Genomic DNA, 16,028 nt, shown 5'->3' on the forward strand with positions numbered 1-16,028 from the left:
CCCCCGATGTGTCGATACCGACACGTCGGGGGCCACCGTCGTCTACCCGGGGCGAGTGCCGGGTGTTCACCACGCGCGCACCGACACGCAACGTCGATGTGGCGATCAGGTCGTTCGACGTCGGTGTCATCAGGTCATGACCATCACGTCGAGTCCGCCCGCCGAACCGGTCGTCGCATTGCCACCGCTCGATGCGCCTGCGCTCACCGTCGTCGGGTCGAAGCATGCGTGGTACCCCGACAGCGCGTGTGGGGATCGGTGCCGCCAACTCGATCCGGCCGAAGCGGGCGGATATCTGCTCGTCGCGATCCGGCTGACGGGTTTGTTCGCCATGGTCGTGCTGCTCGCCCTGACCGGGCCGCTGGCGGCGGTGTGTCCGCGCCTGGTCCGTCGTCGGTACCTCGTGCGGGCCGCCCGCGCACTGCTGTGGTCGATCGGTGTGTCGGTGCGCGTGGACGACCGCCGCCCGTTCGTGGGTGGCACGCGTGGTCTCATCGTGGCCAATCACACGTCGTTCCTGGACATCTTCGCGCTCGCCGTGATCAGCCCCGCGCACTTCGTGGCGAAATCCGATGTCGCCGCGATGCCGGTGATCTCCGGGATCGCCCGCCGACTCGGCGTCATCACGATCGACCGTGCGGCGCTGCGCCGCCTGCCGGCCACCGTGGCCGAGGCGGTGGAGCGACTCCATCGCGACAGTTCCGTGGCGGTGTTCCCCGAAGGCACGACGTGGTGTGGCCGCGAGGCCGGTCGGTTCCGCCCGGCCTTCTTCCAAGCGGCCATCGACGCCGGTGTGCCGATCATCCCGGTTCATCTGCGTTTCACCGCCCACGACGGCTCGGTCACGGCAGCGGCCAGCCTGATCGGAGACGACTCGCCGTTGGACACGCTGCGCCGGGTGCTGGCCGTGCGCGGTCTCGTCGTGCGGGCCACCGTCCACGAGGCGCAGCTACCCGATGCCGACCGTCGTGCCCTGGCACTGCGCTGCGAGCGGCTGGTCTCCGGGGCCGCAGGTTGAGATGAAATCGTTGATATATCTCATATATGTTGTATCCCGAACGCACGACGACCCGTCGGCGTGGTGATCCAACATCAGGAGGACTGCGAGCAATGACGTCCGCACCGGCCCTGTCCCGCGCTGAGGCGCAGAAGCGATTCGCCGCCCTCGTCGCCGCCACCGGCGTCGTCGACGATGCCGAACTCGACGCAGTTTGGGCGGCACTGGAGACCATGCGCCCCGAAGAGATGTTCGGTGCGTGGAAGGGAGGAGAGTTCACCACCGGCCATCCGGTCAACGGCATGCTCGAGAAGGCCGGCTGGTATGGCAAGACCTTCGTCTCCCGCAGCGATGTCCAGCCGCTGGTGTGCCGTGGTGAGGACGGAAAGCTGTTCTCCGACAAGAAACTCGGCAAAGGCGAAGCGAGTCTCTGGGCCATCGAGTTCCGCGGTGAGGTGACCGCGTCCATGGTCTACGACGGTCAGCCGGTCATCGACCACTTCAAGCGCGTCGACGCCAACACCGTGATGGGCATCATGAACGGCAAGGGTGGTGTCGTCGACGGCCGGCACCTCTACTTCTATCTCGAGCGGGACTGAGCGCCGGTGCAGATCGACGCCGCGGTCGTCTCCACCCCGGGCGGCCCCTTCGAGGTGATGCAGATCGAGATGGACGAGCCGCGCGCCGGCGAAGTACTGGTACAGATGCGGGCGGTCGGTATCTGTCATACCGATCTCGGCATGAAGGCGACCTGGTCACGGCGTCGCCTGCCGCAGGTCTTCGGGCATGAGGGCGCCGGGGTGGTGGCCGCGGTCGGACCGGATGTCACGGGCCTGCAGGCCGGGCAGACGGTGAGTCTCACCTTCCGCAGCTGCGGGCGGTGCGGCCAGTGCACGAGCGGTCACCCGGCGTACTGCACGGCCGGACTCAACATGGCCGGCCGACCCGATGGCTCCCCGACGTTGCGGCGGGGTTCCGACCCCGTCTTCGGTGGATTCTTCGGCCAGTCGAGCTTTGCGACCTACGCGATGGCCCACGCCGACAACGCGATACCGGTACCGGCCGATGTTCCGGCCAGTGTCGCGGCACCGTTGGGGTGTGGTGTGCAGACCGGGTACGGCACCGTCACTCAGGTGATCCGTCCGGCGCCGGGCTCCACGGTGACGGTGTACGGGGCGGGCAGTGTCGGGCTGTGCGCGGTGCTCGCCGCCGTCCGCGCCGGTGCCGACGTGGTGGCGGTGGATCCGATCGCCCGACGCCGGGAACTGGCGGAGAAGTTCGGCGCAATCGGGAGCGTGGATCCCGCCGCGACCGACGATGTGGCCCGCGCAGTGCGGTCGATCCATCGGCGCGGTACCGATCACGGCATCGACACGACCGCCCGGCAGGATGTCGTCGCGGCGGCGGTGCAGGCCGCCGAACCCCGCGGCGACATCGCGCTCGTCGGGATCGGTCGCACCCTCGAGTTCGACGTCATGAGCGTTCTCTACAAAGGACTGACGATCCGCGGCGTCATCGAGGGTGATGTGGTCGCGGCCGACATCATCCCGGAACTCGCCACCCTCTATCTCGCCGGGGAACTGCCGCTCGACGAGCTCATCACGACCTACCCGTTCGCCGACATCGAGCGGGCCGCGGCCGACTCGCTGACCGGCACGACCGTCAAGCCGGTGCTGCTGTTCGACTTCTGACGCGCGGACGCCCACCGGCGCTCCGGCGGTGGGCGAGTCCCACCGACAGCCGCCCGGCTCGTGTCGATCACCTCACTGTCGGATCGTGCGGGAATTGGTGGGCCGTCGATGCGCGTTTATCCTTGCTGAGACATGTCCACGCCATCCCGAGCCCCAATCTACCTCGATCACGCTGCGTCGACCGGCATGCTGCCGGACGCCATCGAGGCGATGACCGCTGTCTTCGCGCAGCCGGGCAACGCGTCGTCGCTGCACGGGTCGGGCCGATGGTCGCGTCGCCGACTCGAGGAGGCACGCGAATCGGTGGCCGCGTCGGTGGGGGCCCGACCCTCGGAGGTCATCTTCACCGGTGGGGGTACCGAGGCGGACAACCTCGCTCTGAAGGGGATCTACCGGGCGCGGCGGCGAGCCGATGGCCGTCGGCGCCGGGTCATCGTGTCCGCGGTCGAACATCATGCCATCCTCGATCCGGCCCTGTGGTTGTCGGACGTCGAGGATGCCGAGTTGGTGATCGCGCCGGTGGATGGCGAGGGTTTCGTATCACCGTCGTGGCTGCAGGCCGAGCTGGCCGAGCATGCCGACGAGACCGCGGTCATCTCGGTGATGTGGGCTAACAACGAGGTCGGCACGATCGAGCCGATAGACGAGCTCGCCGCCATCGGGGCGGAGTTCGGGGTTCCGGTCCACTCCGATGCCATCCAGGCGGTCGGCCACATCCCGGTCGATTTCGGTGCCGCCGGGCTGGCCGCGATGAGTCTCGCGGCCCACAAGTTCGGTGGGCCCCAGGGCGTCGGCGCCTTGCTGCTGCGCCGCGACGTCGATTGTGTCCCGCTGCTGCACGGAGGCGGGCACGAGCGTGACGTGCGCTCGGGTACGCAGGATGTGGCCGGCGCGGTCGGCATGGCGGCGGCATTGCGCTGGTCGACCGACCATCTCGAGACGAACATCGAGTCCGTGACGGCGCTGCGCGAGAAGCTGTTCGCCGGGCTCCTCGCGTTGCCCGGCACCACCGCCAACGGTCCGCGCGACCAACGCCGCCTGCCCGGCAATGTGCACGTCTCCTTCGACGGCTGTGAGGGGGATTCGCTGCTGATGCTGCTCGACGCCAACGGTGTCGAGTGTTCCACCGGATCCGCGTGCACCGCAGGCGTGGCACAGGCCAGTCACGTGTTGTTGGCCATGGGACTCGACGTCCCGACTGCGCGCGGGTCACTGCGCTTCTCGCTGGCCCCGACGTCGACAACTGCCGACGTCGACGCGGTCGGCGAGGTCATCGGCCAGGTCGTGAACCGCGCTCGTGCGGCCGGCCTGGTGTCATCACCGAGTGGAGAGGTCAGCTGATGCGCGTACTCGCCGCGATGAGTGGTGGCGTCGACTCCTCGGTCGCCGCTGCCCGCGCCGTCGACGCCGGACACGAGGTGGTCGGCGTCCACCTGGCACTGTCGAGCGCTCCAGGTGCGCTGCGCACCGGATCGCGTGGCTGCTGTTCGCGGGAGGACGCGTCCGACGCGCGTCGTGTCGCCGACGTTCTCGGCATCCCGTTCTATGTCTGGGATTTCGCCGACCGGTTCAAAGACGACGTGATCGACGAGTTCGTCGATGCCTACGCAGCCGGTCAGACCCCGAACCCGTGTCTGACATGCAACGAGAAGATCAAATTCGCCGCATTGGCTCAGAAAGCGGTGGCGCTGGGCTTCGACGCGCTCGCGACCGGACATTACGCGCGCCTGGCCGACGGTGAGCTCCGGCGTGCGGTCGACGAGGACAAGGACCAGTCCTATGTGCTCGCTGTGTTGACCGCCGAGCAGCTGGCACGAGCGATGTTCCCGGTGGGGGACACACCCAAGAGCGGGATCCGTGAGGAGGCGGCCCGCCGTGGACTGGCTGTCGCCGAGAAACCGGACTCCCACGACATCTGCTTCATCCCGACCGGAGACACGCGCGCCTTCCTCGGCGCACGGATCGGCATCCGGCCGGGGGCGGTGGTCGACGCCGACAGTGGTGAACGACTCGCCGACCACAAGGGCGTGCACGGCTTCACCATCGGCCAACGCAAGGGACTCGGCATCGACGCACCGGCCGCCGACGGGCAACCGCGGTACGTGACCGATATCGATCCGACCTCGGGCACGGTGACAGTCGGTTCGGCCGCCCACCTCGATGTCTGGTCCATCACCGCCGGTCGCGCCGTGTGGACATCCGGAGTGGTGCCCGACGGGCCAATCGACGTGATGGTGCAGGTACGCGCCCACGGCGGTCTCGCCCCGGCCCGTGCGACCCCGATATTCGCCGACGACGAACCCGCGATCGAGATCGCCCTCGCCGAACCTCTCACCGGCGTGGCGCGAGGTCAGGCCGCAGTGCTCTACGCACCCGACGCGCAACACGGTGACCTCGTACTGGGTTCCGGACGAATCCGTGCCACCGACTCCGATCCCGCGTCCGGCGCCCCCGACGCACGGGTTCCGGCCGGCGCCCACCGGTGAACGCAGCCGAGAGAATCCAGCTCGGCGGTACCGGGACCGGCATCGGCTCGATGCCCGGCACCGACGCCCGCGAGGCAGCGGCCGTTGTGAACGGTGAACTCGACCTCGCCCATCTCGTCGAGCTGCCCGCCCGTGGCGTGGGCGCCGACATGATCGGACGAATGGCCGCCGTCCTCGTCGATCTACCCATGGATGCCGACACCTGGGGCTACCGGCTCGGGTCACGGGGCGCGGGGTCGGCCCGGCGTGCCCGCGATCATCTGCAGGCCGACCTCGATGCCGTCGAGGAGATCTGGGACGCTGCAGGATTCATCGGTACCTCGCGCCCCTTCAAAATCCAGGTCTGCGGGCCTTTCACCCTGTCGGCGTCGGTCGAACTGCCGTCCGGTCACAAGGTGCTGCGCGATCGTGGGGCGTGGCGAGACGTGGTCGCGTCGACCGCGGAGGGGACCCGCGAGTTGGTGGGGGAGGTGACCCGCCGGCTCGGGGCCGAGATCATCGTGCAGCTCGACGAGCCGATGGTCGGCCAGGTCATCGACGGCGCGGTGGTACCGCTGACCCGATTCGACACCATTCCGGCGGTCCCGGTCGTCGAGGTCGTGGATGCGTTGCGCGGGCTGATCGACGTCGTCGACTGTCCGGCCATCGTGCACAGCTGCGCCGCCCCGCGCTGGGACCTCATCACGCGCATGCCCGGAGTCGGTTGGTCACTTGATGTGACCAGCGTGACGAGTGACGATCTCGACGGGCTCGGGATGCTGCTGGACCGCGGTGACGTGTTGGTGGCTGGTGTAGTGCCCGGCACCGGCGGGGATCGCCGCGTGCGAGCCGAGACCGTCGCCACCCGCCTGGCCACCCTCGTCGACCGCATCGGGCTACCCCGAAAAGTGTTGTCGGACAGCGTTGTGGTCAGCCCCACCTGTGGGTTGGCCGGGGCCGAGCCGGGTTGGGCGAAGGCGGCGCTGGGGGTCTGTGCGGCGACCGGCGAACTCCTCGGCACCGATCCCGAGGCGCTGTGATCGGAGCCACCGCACGCGCTCCGAGGCGCCAGACGGCGACCCAGATTCAGCGCGCGTCGAGTTCGGCGACGGATCTCGCGGGCGCGATCTGGCGGTAGCTGGCGTCGAGCAATTCGGTGACCTCGGTCCAATCGGTCCTCTCGTCCAGCAGCATCCCCAGCCAACCGGCCGGCCCGAGGTAGGCGGGCAGGTAGAAGCGCGGATCGGCGAGCAGCGCCTCGCGTTCGGCCGGGTCGGCGACGAACAGCACCGACTGGTCATGGCGTTCCCGACTGCCCTTCACACTGCCGCCGTAATTGCCGAACATCTTGGGGCATCGGAACGTCGGGCGCCCGTGCGCGATGACCTCGGTCGTGTGGGGCAGTGCCAGCGCGATCTCGCGAATCCGTCCCAGGTACGGGTCGTCGTCGGAGAACATGATCGGATGCGGCATGGGCTCAGCCTAGAACGATCGGCACTGCGGATGTGTCGGACACCTTCGATACGCTCGTGACGTGGCAGAACAAGGCAACCCCACCGACGCCGGCGGTGACCTGCGTGAGCAATGGACGACTCTCGCCGACGAGATCCGCGATCACCAGTTCCGCTATTACGTCAAGGACGCGCCGATCATCTCCGACGGCGAATTCGACCGGTTGCTGCGACGACTGCAGGAACTCGAGGACGCGCACCCGGAACTGACCAGCCCGGATTCGCCGACGAAGCTGGTCGGTGGAGGCTTCTCCACGGCGTTCACCCCGGTCGACCATCTGGAGCGGATGCTGTCGCTGGACAACGTCTTCGATTCCGACGAGATGCGCGCCTGGGTGGATCGTGTGCACGTCGACACCGGCGGTCACGGTGAGTTCCTGTGTGAGCTCAAGATCGATGGCGTGGCGCTGTCGTTGGTCTACGTCGACGGAACGCTGACCCGGGCGGTCACTCGCGGGGACGGACGCACCGGCGAAGACGTGACACTCAACGCGCGCACCATTGAGGACGTACCGCGTCGGCTCACCGCCGCCGAGGGCTTCCCGATCCCACACGAACTCGAGGTGCGCGGTGAGGTGTTCTTCCGCGTCGAGGATTTCGAGGCGCTGAACGCCTCACTGGTCGACGACGGTAAACCTCCCTTCGCCAATCCGCGCAACTCGGCGGCCGGTTCTCTGCGTCAGAAGAATCCACAGGTCACCGCCCGGCGGCGACTGCGGATGATCTGCCACGGCATCGGCCACACCGAGGGGTGGCGCCCCGCGTCGCTGCACGATGCCTATCTGGCGCTGGGAGCGTGGGGGCTGCCGGTGTCCGCCCATACCACCAAGGTGGCCGGCGCCGACGAGATCCTGGACAAGATCGCCTACTGGGGCGAGCACCGCCATGACGTGGAACACGAGATCGACGGCATCGTGGTGAAACTCGATGACGTTGCGCTGCAGCGGCGCCTCGGTTCCACGTCGCGCGCCCCACGCTGGGCGATCGCCTACAAGTACCCGCCGGAGGAGGCGACCACCACTCTGCTCGACATCAAGGTCGGGGTGGGGCGTACCGGCCGGGTGACCCCATTCGCGTTCATGGAGCCGGTACTCGTCGCCGGCTCCACGGTGTCGCGAGCGACTCTGCACAACGAATCCGAGGTGCGGCGCAAAGGGGTGCTCATCGGCGACACCGTCACCATCCGTAAGGCCGGCGACGTGATTCCTGAGGTCCTCGGTCCCGTCGTCGACGTTCGCGACGGCAGTGAGCGAGAGTTCGAAATGCCCGCGCACTGCCCGGAATGCGGCACCGCGTTGCGTCCGGAGAAGGACAGCGATGTCGACATCCGCTGCCCCAACGCCCAATCGTGCCCGGCGCAGCTGCGCGAGCGGCTGTTCCATCTCGCCGGCCGCGGTTCCTTCGACATCGAGGCGCTGGGATATGAGGCAGCCACGGCGCTGTTGTCTTCCGGTGTCCTGACCAATGAAGGAGACCTCTTCTCGCTCACCGCAGACGACCTCACCAGGACCGATCTTTTCCGCACGAAGGCCGGAGCACTCTCCGCCAACGGCAAGCGACTACTCGCCAATCTCGACGGCGCGCGAAAGGTACCGCTGTGGCGCGTGCTGGTCGGGTTGTCGATTCGGCATGTGGGTCCCACCGCAGCTCGTGCGCTGGCCACCGAATTCGGTTCGCTGCAGGCAATCGAAGACGCGTCCACCGACCAGTTGGCCGAGGTCGAGGGGCTCGGTATGACCCTCGCGCAGAGCATCAACGACTGGTTTGCCGTCGACTGGCACCGCGACGTCATCGAGAAGTGGCGCGCGGCAGGCGTTTCCATGGAGGACGAACGCGACGACTCGATCGTCCGGACGTTGACGGGCAAGACCATCGTGGTGACCGGGTCTCTCCAGGACTACTCGCGCGACGGCGCCAAGGAGGCCATCCTGCAACGTGGCGGTAAGGCGTCGGGGTCGGTGTCGAAGAAGACCGATTACGTCGTCGTCGGAGACTCACCGGGCACCAAGGCCGCCAAGGCCGAACAGCTCGGTGTCCCGATCCTCGACGAGCAGGCGTTCACCCATCTTCTGCAGACCGGTGAAGCACCAGAGGCCGAGTGAGTCAGCTGTCGGCGCGCAGCACGGTGCTGACGATGCCGGTGAGATAGCCGAGTCGGGCGATCTCGGAAGGACGGAAGTCCGGGCCGCCGATACGGCCGAGCAGAACCGCTCGTGCGCCGTCCCCCAGCGGCGCGGCCGCCAGGCGCGTGTCCATGTCCTGCCATGCCTCAGGCACCCAGTCGGCGGTGGAATCGAGTTGCGCGGCTCGATCGATGGGCAGCCAGTCCGCCCGGGTGAGTGGTGTCTCCGGCGCGCCGGAGCTGCCGAACAGCTGCAACACCCCGTTGCTGGCGCTGGTGATCACCATTGCCCACGAAACCCGCAGGACGCGCGGTGCGTTGTCGACGAGGACCTGCAGCTTGTGGTCGTCGGTGGTCGCGACCTGATCGACGAGCTCCAGTTCGCGGTGGGTGTCGAGAACCCCCGCATACGGTCGGATCGAGTCGACGCGCACCCCCTTGAGCTTTTCGGCCGCCGTGATCAGACCGTCCGGTAGCGAACCGGGCGCGATGTCGACGACCAGATCGTCGACGGCATAGCCCTCGCCGCGTTCGACCACTTCCAGCGACAGGATGTCGGCGCCCACCGAACCGAGCTGGACGGCGAGCAGTCCGAGACTGCCCGGGCGGTCCTCGAGGTACACGCGCAGCAGGTACGACACGCGGCTCATTGTTGCACCGAGGTGTGACCACCGTGTGACGAGAGGGGGCCGCGGCCGGTCTGCGCAGGTGCCGTGGGCGCAGGCCCACCGCGCCGCCGCGCGGGTGCGCGAGTACTGCGCCGGTGATGGTCGGGGGTCACGATGATGTCATGGCAACCGACGACACAGGCGCCGCAGCAGATCAGCCCCAGATCTCGACCCAGGTCACCGCATCAGTCGCCCGCCGGATCGAGCCGGGGCGTGAGCACGACTTCGTGAGTTGGACCGATGCGGGCATCGCGTTGGCGCGAACGTTTCCGGGATTCCTCGGTGGTGGCTGGCTGCGCAACTCCCGAATCGATGACGAGTACTACGTGGTCTATCGGTTTGCCGACGAGAAGACCATGGACGACTGGGTGTCCTCACCAGTGCGCAAGGCCTGGCTGTCGCGAGGTGAGGGCGTCGCGGTGGAGTATGCGACGCACCGCTTGTCGGGCATCGAAGGCTGGTTCGAGCCGCAGCAGCACTTGACCCACGCCGTCCGGGTCGCCGGGGCGGCGCCGCCGCGGTGGAAACAGGCGATCACGATCTGGCTCGGATTCTTCCCGATGTCGTTGCTCATCAATGTGGTGGTGGTCAGCCGAATCGACGGGCTCCCGCTGGTGCTCACCACGCTCATCGCCACGCTGATCAACACGCCGATCATGGTGTATGTCGTGTTGCCGTGGATCACCGTTCGATTGGCTCGGTGGCTGCACTGAGCACCGCGTCACGCGCGCGCAATCGACTCCCATAGGCTGGTGGGGCACACCTGAGCACTCGGCGAGAAAGGACCTGGCATGTCCAGCGGATCGGAGTCGGCCATCTCCCGGGAGGAGGTCGCGCACCTGGCTCGGCTGTCCCGGCTTGCGCTGACCGATGAGGAACTCGATCAGTACGCCCAGCAACTCGACTCGATCCTGGCTCATGTGGCGCAGGTGTCCGAGGTCGCGGCCGACGATGTGCCCGGCACCGCACACCCGGCCGAGCTGGCCAACGTGTTGCGCCCCGACGTGGTGGTCCCCGGCCTGACCACCGATCAGGCGCTCTCCGGTGCGCCGCGTGTGGAACAGGACCGGTTCGCCGTCCCGCAGATCCTCGGGGAGGAACAGTGACATCAGCCCGCACCGCCGGCGAGATCACCGGGCTCTCGGCCGCCGACCTCGCCGCCAAGATCTCAGCGCGTGAGCTGTCGTCGGTGGAGGTCACCCAGGCCCATCTCGACCGCATCGCCGAGGTCGACACCGACCTGGGCGCCTTCCTGCACATCAGCAGCGCTGAGGCGTTGGTCGCCGCCAAGGCCGCCGACGACGCCATCGCCGGTGGCGAGGCGCCTTCGCCACTCGCCGGTGTCCCGATCGCGCTGAAGGATGTGTTCACCACCACCGATGCGCCGACGACCTGCGGTTCAAAGATCCTCGAAGGCTGGGTGCCGCCGTATGACGCCACGGTGACCGAGCGGCTCCGGGCGGCCGGCATCCCAATTCTCGGCAAGACGAACATGGACGAGTTCGCCATGGGTAGCTCCACGGAGAACTCGGCCTATCAGGTCACCCGCAATCCATGGGACACCGACAAGATCCCCGGTGGATCCGGCGGCGGCAGCGCGGCCGCACTCGCGTCGTATCAGGCGCCGCTGGCCATCGGCACCGACACCGGCGGCTCCATCCGGCAGCCGGCGGCGGTCACCGCCACGGTGGGCGTCAAACCCACCTACGGCACCGTGTCCCGTTACGGCCTGGTGGCTTGTGCATCGTCGCTGGATCAAGGTGGTCCATGCGGACGGACGGTCCTCGACACCGCGCTGTTGCACGAGGTGATCGCCGGCCATGACCCGCGCGATTCCACGTCGATCGACGCGCCCGTCCCCGACGTGGTGGCGGCCGCGCGGTTCGGTGCCGAGCAGGATCTGACCGGTGTGCGCATCGGCGTGGTCACCGAACTGCAGGGTGAGGGCTATCAGTCCGGTGTCCTGGAGTCGTTCCGGGCAGCGCTGCAAGTGCTCACCGACCGCGGCGCCGAGGTGGTCGAGGTGTCGTGCCCGCATTTCAGCTATGCCCTCGGCGCCTACTATCTGATCCTGCCGTCTGAGGTGTCATCGAACCTCGCTCGTTTCGATGCGATGCGGTACGGGCTGCGCGTCGGCGATGACGGCACACACAGCGCCGAAGAGGTGATGGCGATGACCCGCGACGCCGGCTTCGGTCCAGAAGTCAAGCGGCGCATCATGATCGGCACCTACGCGCTGTCGTCGGGCTATTACGACGCCTATTACGGTCAGGCCCAGAAGGTGCGGACCCTGATCGCGCGCGACTTCGCTGCAGCCTACGAGAAGGTCGACGTCCTGGTTTCGCCGACCACCCCGACCACGGCGTTCGCGTTGGGGGAGAAGGTCGACGACCCACTTGCGATGTATCTGTTTGATCTGTGCACCCTGCCGGTGAACCTGGCCGGAGTGGGCGCGATGTCGGTGCCGTCGGGTCTGTCGGCCGACGACGGCATGCCCGTCGGCCTGCAGATCATGGCCCCCGCGCTGGCCGACGACCGGCTGTATCGGGTGGGCGCCGCCTACGAGGCGGCGCGCGGGCCGATCGAGTAGCACATCACGAGGACAGACTCCCGGTGCCCTGTTCGAGACCGTAGCGGTGCCCGACGCCGGGGGCTCCGTCGAGCGCTCCGAGCAGGTCGGCCGAGGTCTGAAGGAACCCGATGAGCGGCAGCCAGGGTGGTTGTGGCGCATCACGTCCGACGGCCCGGGTGTCGTGTGGTGGCCGGGATGGCCGCCACAGCAACGACACTGACCATCGCGGAATCGGGTCGGTGCGGTTGGCCACGATGATGCGGCGACTCCCGATCCCGGGACGTCGGGCCACCGAATCCCCTGGCACGCCCACGAGGACGGTCTCGGCGAGGTCGCCGGGATGAGTGCGGTCGGCCCATGAACGGGCCGCCTCGGCACCCACCGCGCCGAGGCTCTGTCCGTAGATGTGGATCTGCGGTCGTTGCGGCGGCGGACGTGTGCCGGTCCGGTGGAGGACGGCCCGCAGCAGTGTGATCGTGGTTCGTCCGGCCGCTGCCCGATCGGCGACGAAGGTCTGCCACGACGGGCGAGCCGAATACTGCATCGCCAGCACCGCGACGTCGCCGGCGAATCGCTCGCGGTAGCCGTGGACCGCGGCCTCGTCGACCCATCCGGAACCCGTTGGCACCGCGATCACCACGGCCCGCCGGTCCAGTCCGCCGGCCCGCACCCACCGGGCCACCAGCTCGTCGCTGCGATGAGTCACCGATGCACCGTCGGCGTCGGCGTAGAAGACGTCGGCGGGCACGTCGGGTCGGCGGTCCGCCGGTTCATCGGCCGTGGCCGCGGGCAGCATGCCTGTGGCGAGAGCGGCGACCATTGCGAGTAATAACGTTGTGGTGCGCGGCAACCACACGATCATCACGAAGGCGAGCAGGCCTGCCGCGACCGACGCGGCTGCCCAGCCGAGGCCAACGGCGGGCATACCGAGAGCGCCGCGTAATCCGTTCTGCCAGGACATGCTGAGAAGCGCCGCGCAACTGGTCGCGCCGAGGGACGCGGCCGCGGTTGCCGCCGTCGGGGCAGGCCGGGCCGGCGATCTGCGGGTTGCCAGCAGCGCGCACACGGTGACGACGGCGACGCACCCGGCCGTGAGTGCAGCCGACACCGCCGCTGGTCGGGGCAGTCCGGATGGCCACAGCGCTGCGATCGCTGCGAGGCCCGCCGCCACCGAGACCACCGGGTGCGGCCCGCGAGCCCCGGGCGCGGTCACCGCGCACCGCGCTCGTGCAGGGCCGCCCAGCCGCGGCCGACGCCGGATGTGACGATCGCAGCGGTTGATTCGGTCGGTGCCGGCGGGCCGTCGAACTGCCGCCAGGTGTTCAGCCGCAGCCCGAGATCGGCGGCGGTCGCGGCGGCCTGACACAGCGGAGACGTGCACGCCGTATGCATCCGCTGGACCAACATCCGGTCCAGTCGCAAGCGCGCCCAGCCGCCGAGGCGATGACCGGTTCGGTCAGCGAATCTCAGCACGTCGTAACCGAAGTCGTGGGAGCGGCAGAGCACTTCGAAGCGCTGTGGCAGCGCGATCGGGGACGAACACCCACCAGCGGGGTCCACCGGATAGCCCGCCTGCATCTGTGGGCGATACCCGAACATGGCGACGAAGCCCGACGGTGTCTCGGCGGCCGCGCGATACTGCCGACCGCTCGTCAGATGCCACACGATCCGGCCGGCGGTGCTCGTCAGGTCCTCCGGCGCGGGGGCGCTCGCGGTCGGTTCCCGCGCGGCGTGCACAGTGCTCGGGTGGGCCGACGCCGGACCGTAGCCGACTCCGAGAACTATTGCCGCCGAGAGCAAACCGGCGATCAGTCGTTGGCTTGGTCGGCTCGGCCGCCGATGCTGTCGTTTCATGTGCTCGACGCTAGGAATCGGCCTCGCCGCCCCACATCGGCCGAATCGGTGATCACCCCGACCATCGCGAGATCGTCACGTGATGCGGTTCCTCATCCCGGCGAGTGAGCGTGGAATCCCCCGAAAGTATGAGGACGTGCGGTCCCGCGCGCCCTACGGTGAGTGGACGAGGTGATGGAGATGTTTCGAACAGTGCGAAGGCTGACGGGCCGGGCGGCGACGGTGGCGCTGCGGGAGGTGGCCGAACATCCGGCTGCCCGCGACCCGGCCGTGCAACGCTACGTGCGGTCCCCGATGAACTGGTTCTTTCTGTTTGTTGCGGCGGTATTGTTCTCGGTGTCGTGGCCCACCTTGTCATTGACGCATTCGGTACCGGCGTATGCGCAGCCGGTTGTCGCGGCCTTCGCCGCGCTACCGGTGGCGCTGGTCTACTGCGCGCCGGTGGCAGGGTGGGCCGTGTCCGTGGTGTCGGCTCAGCTGATCGGGCTGCTGATCCCGACGGTCAACGGCTGGCCGTGGTCGGTTCAGGTCGTCCACATCATCTCGTTGCTGGTGTTGACCTTCGCCGCGTATCTGCGGTGCACGTTGCGATGGATTCCGGTGGTATGGGTCAGTACCTGCATCGTCTTCGTGCTGGCGGCCCCCGCCGACGCCCGCGGTGGCTGGGTGTTCGGGCTGACTTTCGGTGCGGTCGTCGTCGCGCTGATCCGGGTGCTGGCCAGGTCGCGCCGCCAACTCGCTGTCAGCACCGAGCAGAAGCAGGTGGTCGAATCCCAGAAGGCGATCCTGCAGGAGCGGACCCGAATTGCTCGTGATCTGCATGACGTTGTGGCCCATCGAATGTCGGTGGTCGTGGTGATGGCGCAGACGGCTCGTTACCGGCTGGTCGACGTCAGCGACGAGGCGGCGGCGGAGTTCGAGGCGATCGCTGTGTCAGCTCGCGCATCGCTCGACGAGGTGCGCCAGATGCTCGGCGTGCTCCGTACCGACGGGGAGTCGACTGCCGCACCCAATCCGGATCTCGACGATCTCGGTTCGCTCGTCGACCACACCCGGCTGACCGGCGCGACAGTGGATCTCGTCGACACCGTCGCCCACGAGAAGATCAGCGCAGCAGCGGGTCTGGTCATCTATCGGATAGTGCAGGAGAGCCTGGCCAATGCGACCCGACATGCGCCGGGTTCGACAGTGCAGATCTCGATACTCCCGGCGCAGGTGGGGGTCATCGAGGTGTGTGTGCGCAACACCGCACCGACCGCCGAACCCGTGCGTCTGCCGGGTGCGGGCACCGGCATCGTGGGCATGGTCGAGCGTGCCGCGGCGGTGGGCGGCGCACTCACCGCCGAGCCCACCGCCGACGGCGGGTTCGCGGTACGTGCGTTGATCCCGGACCACCCCGGAAACATGGTGGCTGCCGTCGGGTCGGCGGTGGGTGCGAGCGAATAGGCTTATCCGCGTGGCTGTCACGGTGGTGGTTGTCGACGATCAGGCAATGGTGCGCCAAGGATTCTCCGCGCTGCTCGGGGCGCAACCGGACATCTCCGTCCTCGGCGACGCCGCAGACGGTGTCGCCGCCGTCGAGCTGTGCGCCCGGGTCCGGCCGGACGTGGTGTTGATGGACGTGCGCATGCCCCGCAAGGACGGCCTGCGCGCGGCCGAGGAGATCCTCCGCGCGTCGGCCGGACGCGAGGGCGCCACCCGGGTACTGATGCTGACGACCTTCGACATCGACGATTATGTCTACGAGGCCCTGCGCATCGGTGCGTCGGGCTTCATGCTCAAGGACGCACCCGCCGATGAACTCGTCCGTGCTGTGCGGGTCGTCGCCGATGGCGAGGCGCTGTTGGCTCCGTCGGTCACCCGGCGGCTCATCGAAGAGGTGACCGCACGCAGATCGCGCACACCGCGCAGCCGCGCGGCCGACCAACTCACCCCGCGGGAACGGGAGGTGCTCGACCTCGTCTCCGACGGACGGTCCAACGGAGAGATCGCCGGCCGGCTCTACGTCTCCGAACAGACCGTCAAGACCCACGTCAGCAGTGTGCTGAACAAACTCGGTCTGCGCGATCGCGCCCAGGCGGTGGTGTTCGCCTACGAGAACGGGCTGAAGTGAGGACACCGGAAGTTCACTCTTCGACCTCACGACGC

Annotated in this window: 16 protein-coding genes; 12 read left to right on the forward strand and 4 right to left on the reverse strand. The window is 68.2% G+C overall.

The window, feature by feature from the left end; translation table 11 throughout:
• Nucleotides 1–136 precede the first annotated feature (136 nt).
• The 6 genes from L1892_RS05680 (at nucleotide 137) to L1892_RS05705 (ending at nucleotide 6,193) form a co-directional block, all read left to right on the forward strand.
• Nucleotides 137–1,018 carry a lysophospholipid acyltransferase family protein gene (locus L1892_RS05680; RefSeq protein ID WP_235722529.1) on the forward strand — a complete coding sequence of 294 codons (882 nt, stop codon included), beginning with the start codon at nucleotides 137–139 and terminating at the stop codon, nucleotides 1,016–1,018.
• 92 nt (nucleotides 1,019–1,110) lie between these two features.
• A complete protein-coding gene (locus tag L1892_RS05685) occupies nucleotides 1,111–1,596 on the forward strand; it encodes a DUF4334 domain-containing protein (protein WP_235722530.1) in 486 nt (161 codons plus the stop codon).
• A gap of 6 nt (nucleotides 1,597–1,602) precedes the next feature.
• Complete coding sequence (locus L1892_RS05690) at nucleotides 1,603–2,688, forward strand: NAD(P)-dependent alcohol dehydrogenase (RefSeq protein WP_235722532.1); 1,086 nt, start codon at nucleotides 1,603–1,605, stop codon at nucleotides 2,686–2,688.
• Between the two features lie 132 nt (nucleotides 2,689–2,820).
• Nucleotides 2,821–4,029, forward strand: a complete 1,209-nt coding sequence (locus tag L1892_RS05695; RefSeq protein WP_235722533.1) for a cysteine desulfurase family protein — start codon at nucleotides 2,821–2,823, stop codon at nucleotides 4,027–4,029.
• On the forward strand, nucleotides 4,029–5,174 hold the full coding sequence (gene mnmA / locus L1892_RS05700) for a tRNA 2-thiouridine(34) synthase MnmA (protein WP_235722535.1): 1,146 nt from the start codon (nucleotides 4,029–4,031) through the stop codon (nucleotides 5,172–5,174). Before L1892_RS05695 ends, mnmA begins: the two co-directional genes overlap by 1 nt.
• Nucleotides 5,171–6,193, forward strand: coding sequence for a uroporphyrinogen decarboxylase/cobalamine-independent methonine synthase family protein (locus L1892_RS05705; RefSeq protein WP_308191662.1), 1,023 nt, complete (start codon nucleotides 5,171–5,173; stop codon nucleotides 6,191–6,193). Before mnmA ends, L1892_RS05705 begins: the two co-directional genes overlap by 4 nt.
• Before the next feature lie 46 nt (nucleotides 6,194–6,239).
• Here L1892_RS05705 and L1892_RS05710 read toward each other — a convergent pair whose 3' ends face one another.
• Nucleotides 6,240–6,626 carry an MmcQ/YjbR family DNA-binding protein gene (locus L1892_RS05710; RefSeq protein ID WP_235722536.1) on the reverse strand — a complete coding sequence of 129 codons (387 nt, stop codon included), beginning with the start codon at nucleotides 6,624–6,626 and terminating at the stop codon, nucleotides 6,240–6,242.
• Nucleotides 6,627–6,687: 61 nt separating this feature from the next.
• On the opposite strand from L1892_RS05710, the gene ligA reads away from it, so the two are divergent.
• Nucleotides 6,688–8,766, forward strand: coding sequence for an NAD-dependent DNA ligase LigA (ligA, locus tag L1892_RS05715; RefSeq protein ID WP_235722538.1), 2,079 nt, complete (start codon nucleotides 6,688–6,690; stop codon nucleotides 8,764–8,766).
• 1 nt (nucleotide 8,767) lies between these two features.
• On the opposite strand, the gene L1892_RS05720 is transcribed toward ligA, so the two are convergent.
• Complete coding sequence (locus L1892_RS05720) at nucleotides 8,768–9,436, reverse strand: ACT domain-containing protein (RefSeq protein ID WP_235722540.1); 669 nt, start codon at nucleotides 9,434–9,436, stop codon at nucleotides 8,768–8,770.
• A gap of 140 nt (nucleotides 9,437–9,576) precedes the next feature.
• Here L1892_RS05720 and L1892_RS05725 point away from each other — a divergent pair, with 140 nt between their 5' ends.
• The 3 genes from L1892_RS05725 to gatA all read left to right on the forward strand — a co-directional run bounded on the left by L1892_RS05725 (nucleotide 9,577) and on the right by gatA (nucleotide 12,044).
• Nucleotides 9,577–10,167: an antibiotic biosynthesis monooxygenase gene (locus tag L1892_RS05725; RefSeq protein WP_235722547.1), complete on the forward strand. Its 591-nt coding sequence runs from the start codon at nucleotides 9,577–9,579 to the stop codon at nucleotides 10,165–10,167.
• A 78-nt stretch (nucleotides 10,168–10,245) separates the two neighbouring features.
• Nucleotides 10,246–10,560: an Asp-tRNA(Asn)/Glu-tRNA(Gln) amidotransferase subunit GatC gene (gene gatC / locus L1892_RS05730; RefSeq protein WP_235722549.1), complete on the forward strand. Its 315-nt coding sequence runs from the start codon at nucleotides 10,246–10,248 to the stop codon at nucleotides 10,558–10,560.
• Nucleotides 10,557–12,044, forward strand: a complete 1,488-nt coding sequence (gene gatA, locus L1892_RS05735) for an Asp-tRNA(Asn)/Glu-tRNA(Gln) amidotransferase subunit GatA (RefSeq protein ID WP_235722551.1) — start codon at nucleotides 10,557–10,559, stop codon at nucleotides 12,042–12,044. Before gatC ends, gatA begins: the two co-directional genes overlap by 4 nt.
• 4 nt (nucleotides 12,045–12,048) lie before the next feature.
• Here gatA and L1892_RS24860 read toward each other — a convergent pair whose 3' ends face one another.
• On the reverse strand, nucleotides 12,049–13,239 hold the full coding sequence (locus L1892_RS24860; RefSeq protein ID WP_235722553.1) for an alpha/beta-hydrolase family protein: 1,191 nt from the start codon (nucleotides 13,237–13,239) through the stop codon (nucleotides 12,049–12,051).
• Nucleotides 13,236–13,880, reverse strand: a complete 645-nt coding sequence (locus L1892_RS05745; RefSeq protein ID WP_235722555.1) for a hypothetical protein — start codon at nucleotides 13,878–13,880, stop codon at nucleotides 13,236–13,238. The genes L1892_RS24860 and L1892_RS05745 overlap by 4 nt, the downstream gene beginning before the upstream one ends.
• Before the next feature lie 180 nt (nucleotides 13,881–14,060).
• On the opposite strand from L1892_RS05745, the gene L1892_RS05750 reads away from it, so the two are divergent.
• Entirely contained in the window at nucleotides 14,061–15,326 is a 1,266-nt protein-coding gene (locus tag L1892_RS05750; RefSeq protein ID WP_235722556.1) for a sensor histidine kinase, read from the forward strand.
• Between the two features lie 10 nt (nucleotides 15,327–15,336).
• On the forward strand, nucleotides 15,337–15,993 hold the full coding sequence (locus L1892_RS05755) for a response regulator (protein WP_235722558.1): 657 nt from the start codon (nucleotides 15,337–15,339) through the stop codon (nucleotides 15,991–15,993).
• The last annotated feature ends 35 nt before the right edge of the window (nucleotides 15,994–16,028 follow it).

This window comes from Gordonia tangerina, assembly GCF_021556435.1.
Taxonomy (GTDB): domain Bacteria; phylum Actinomycetota; class Actinomycetes; order Mycobacteriales; family Mycobacteriaceae; genus Gordonia; species Gordonia tangerina.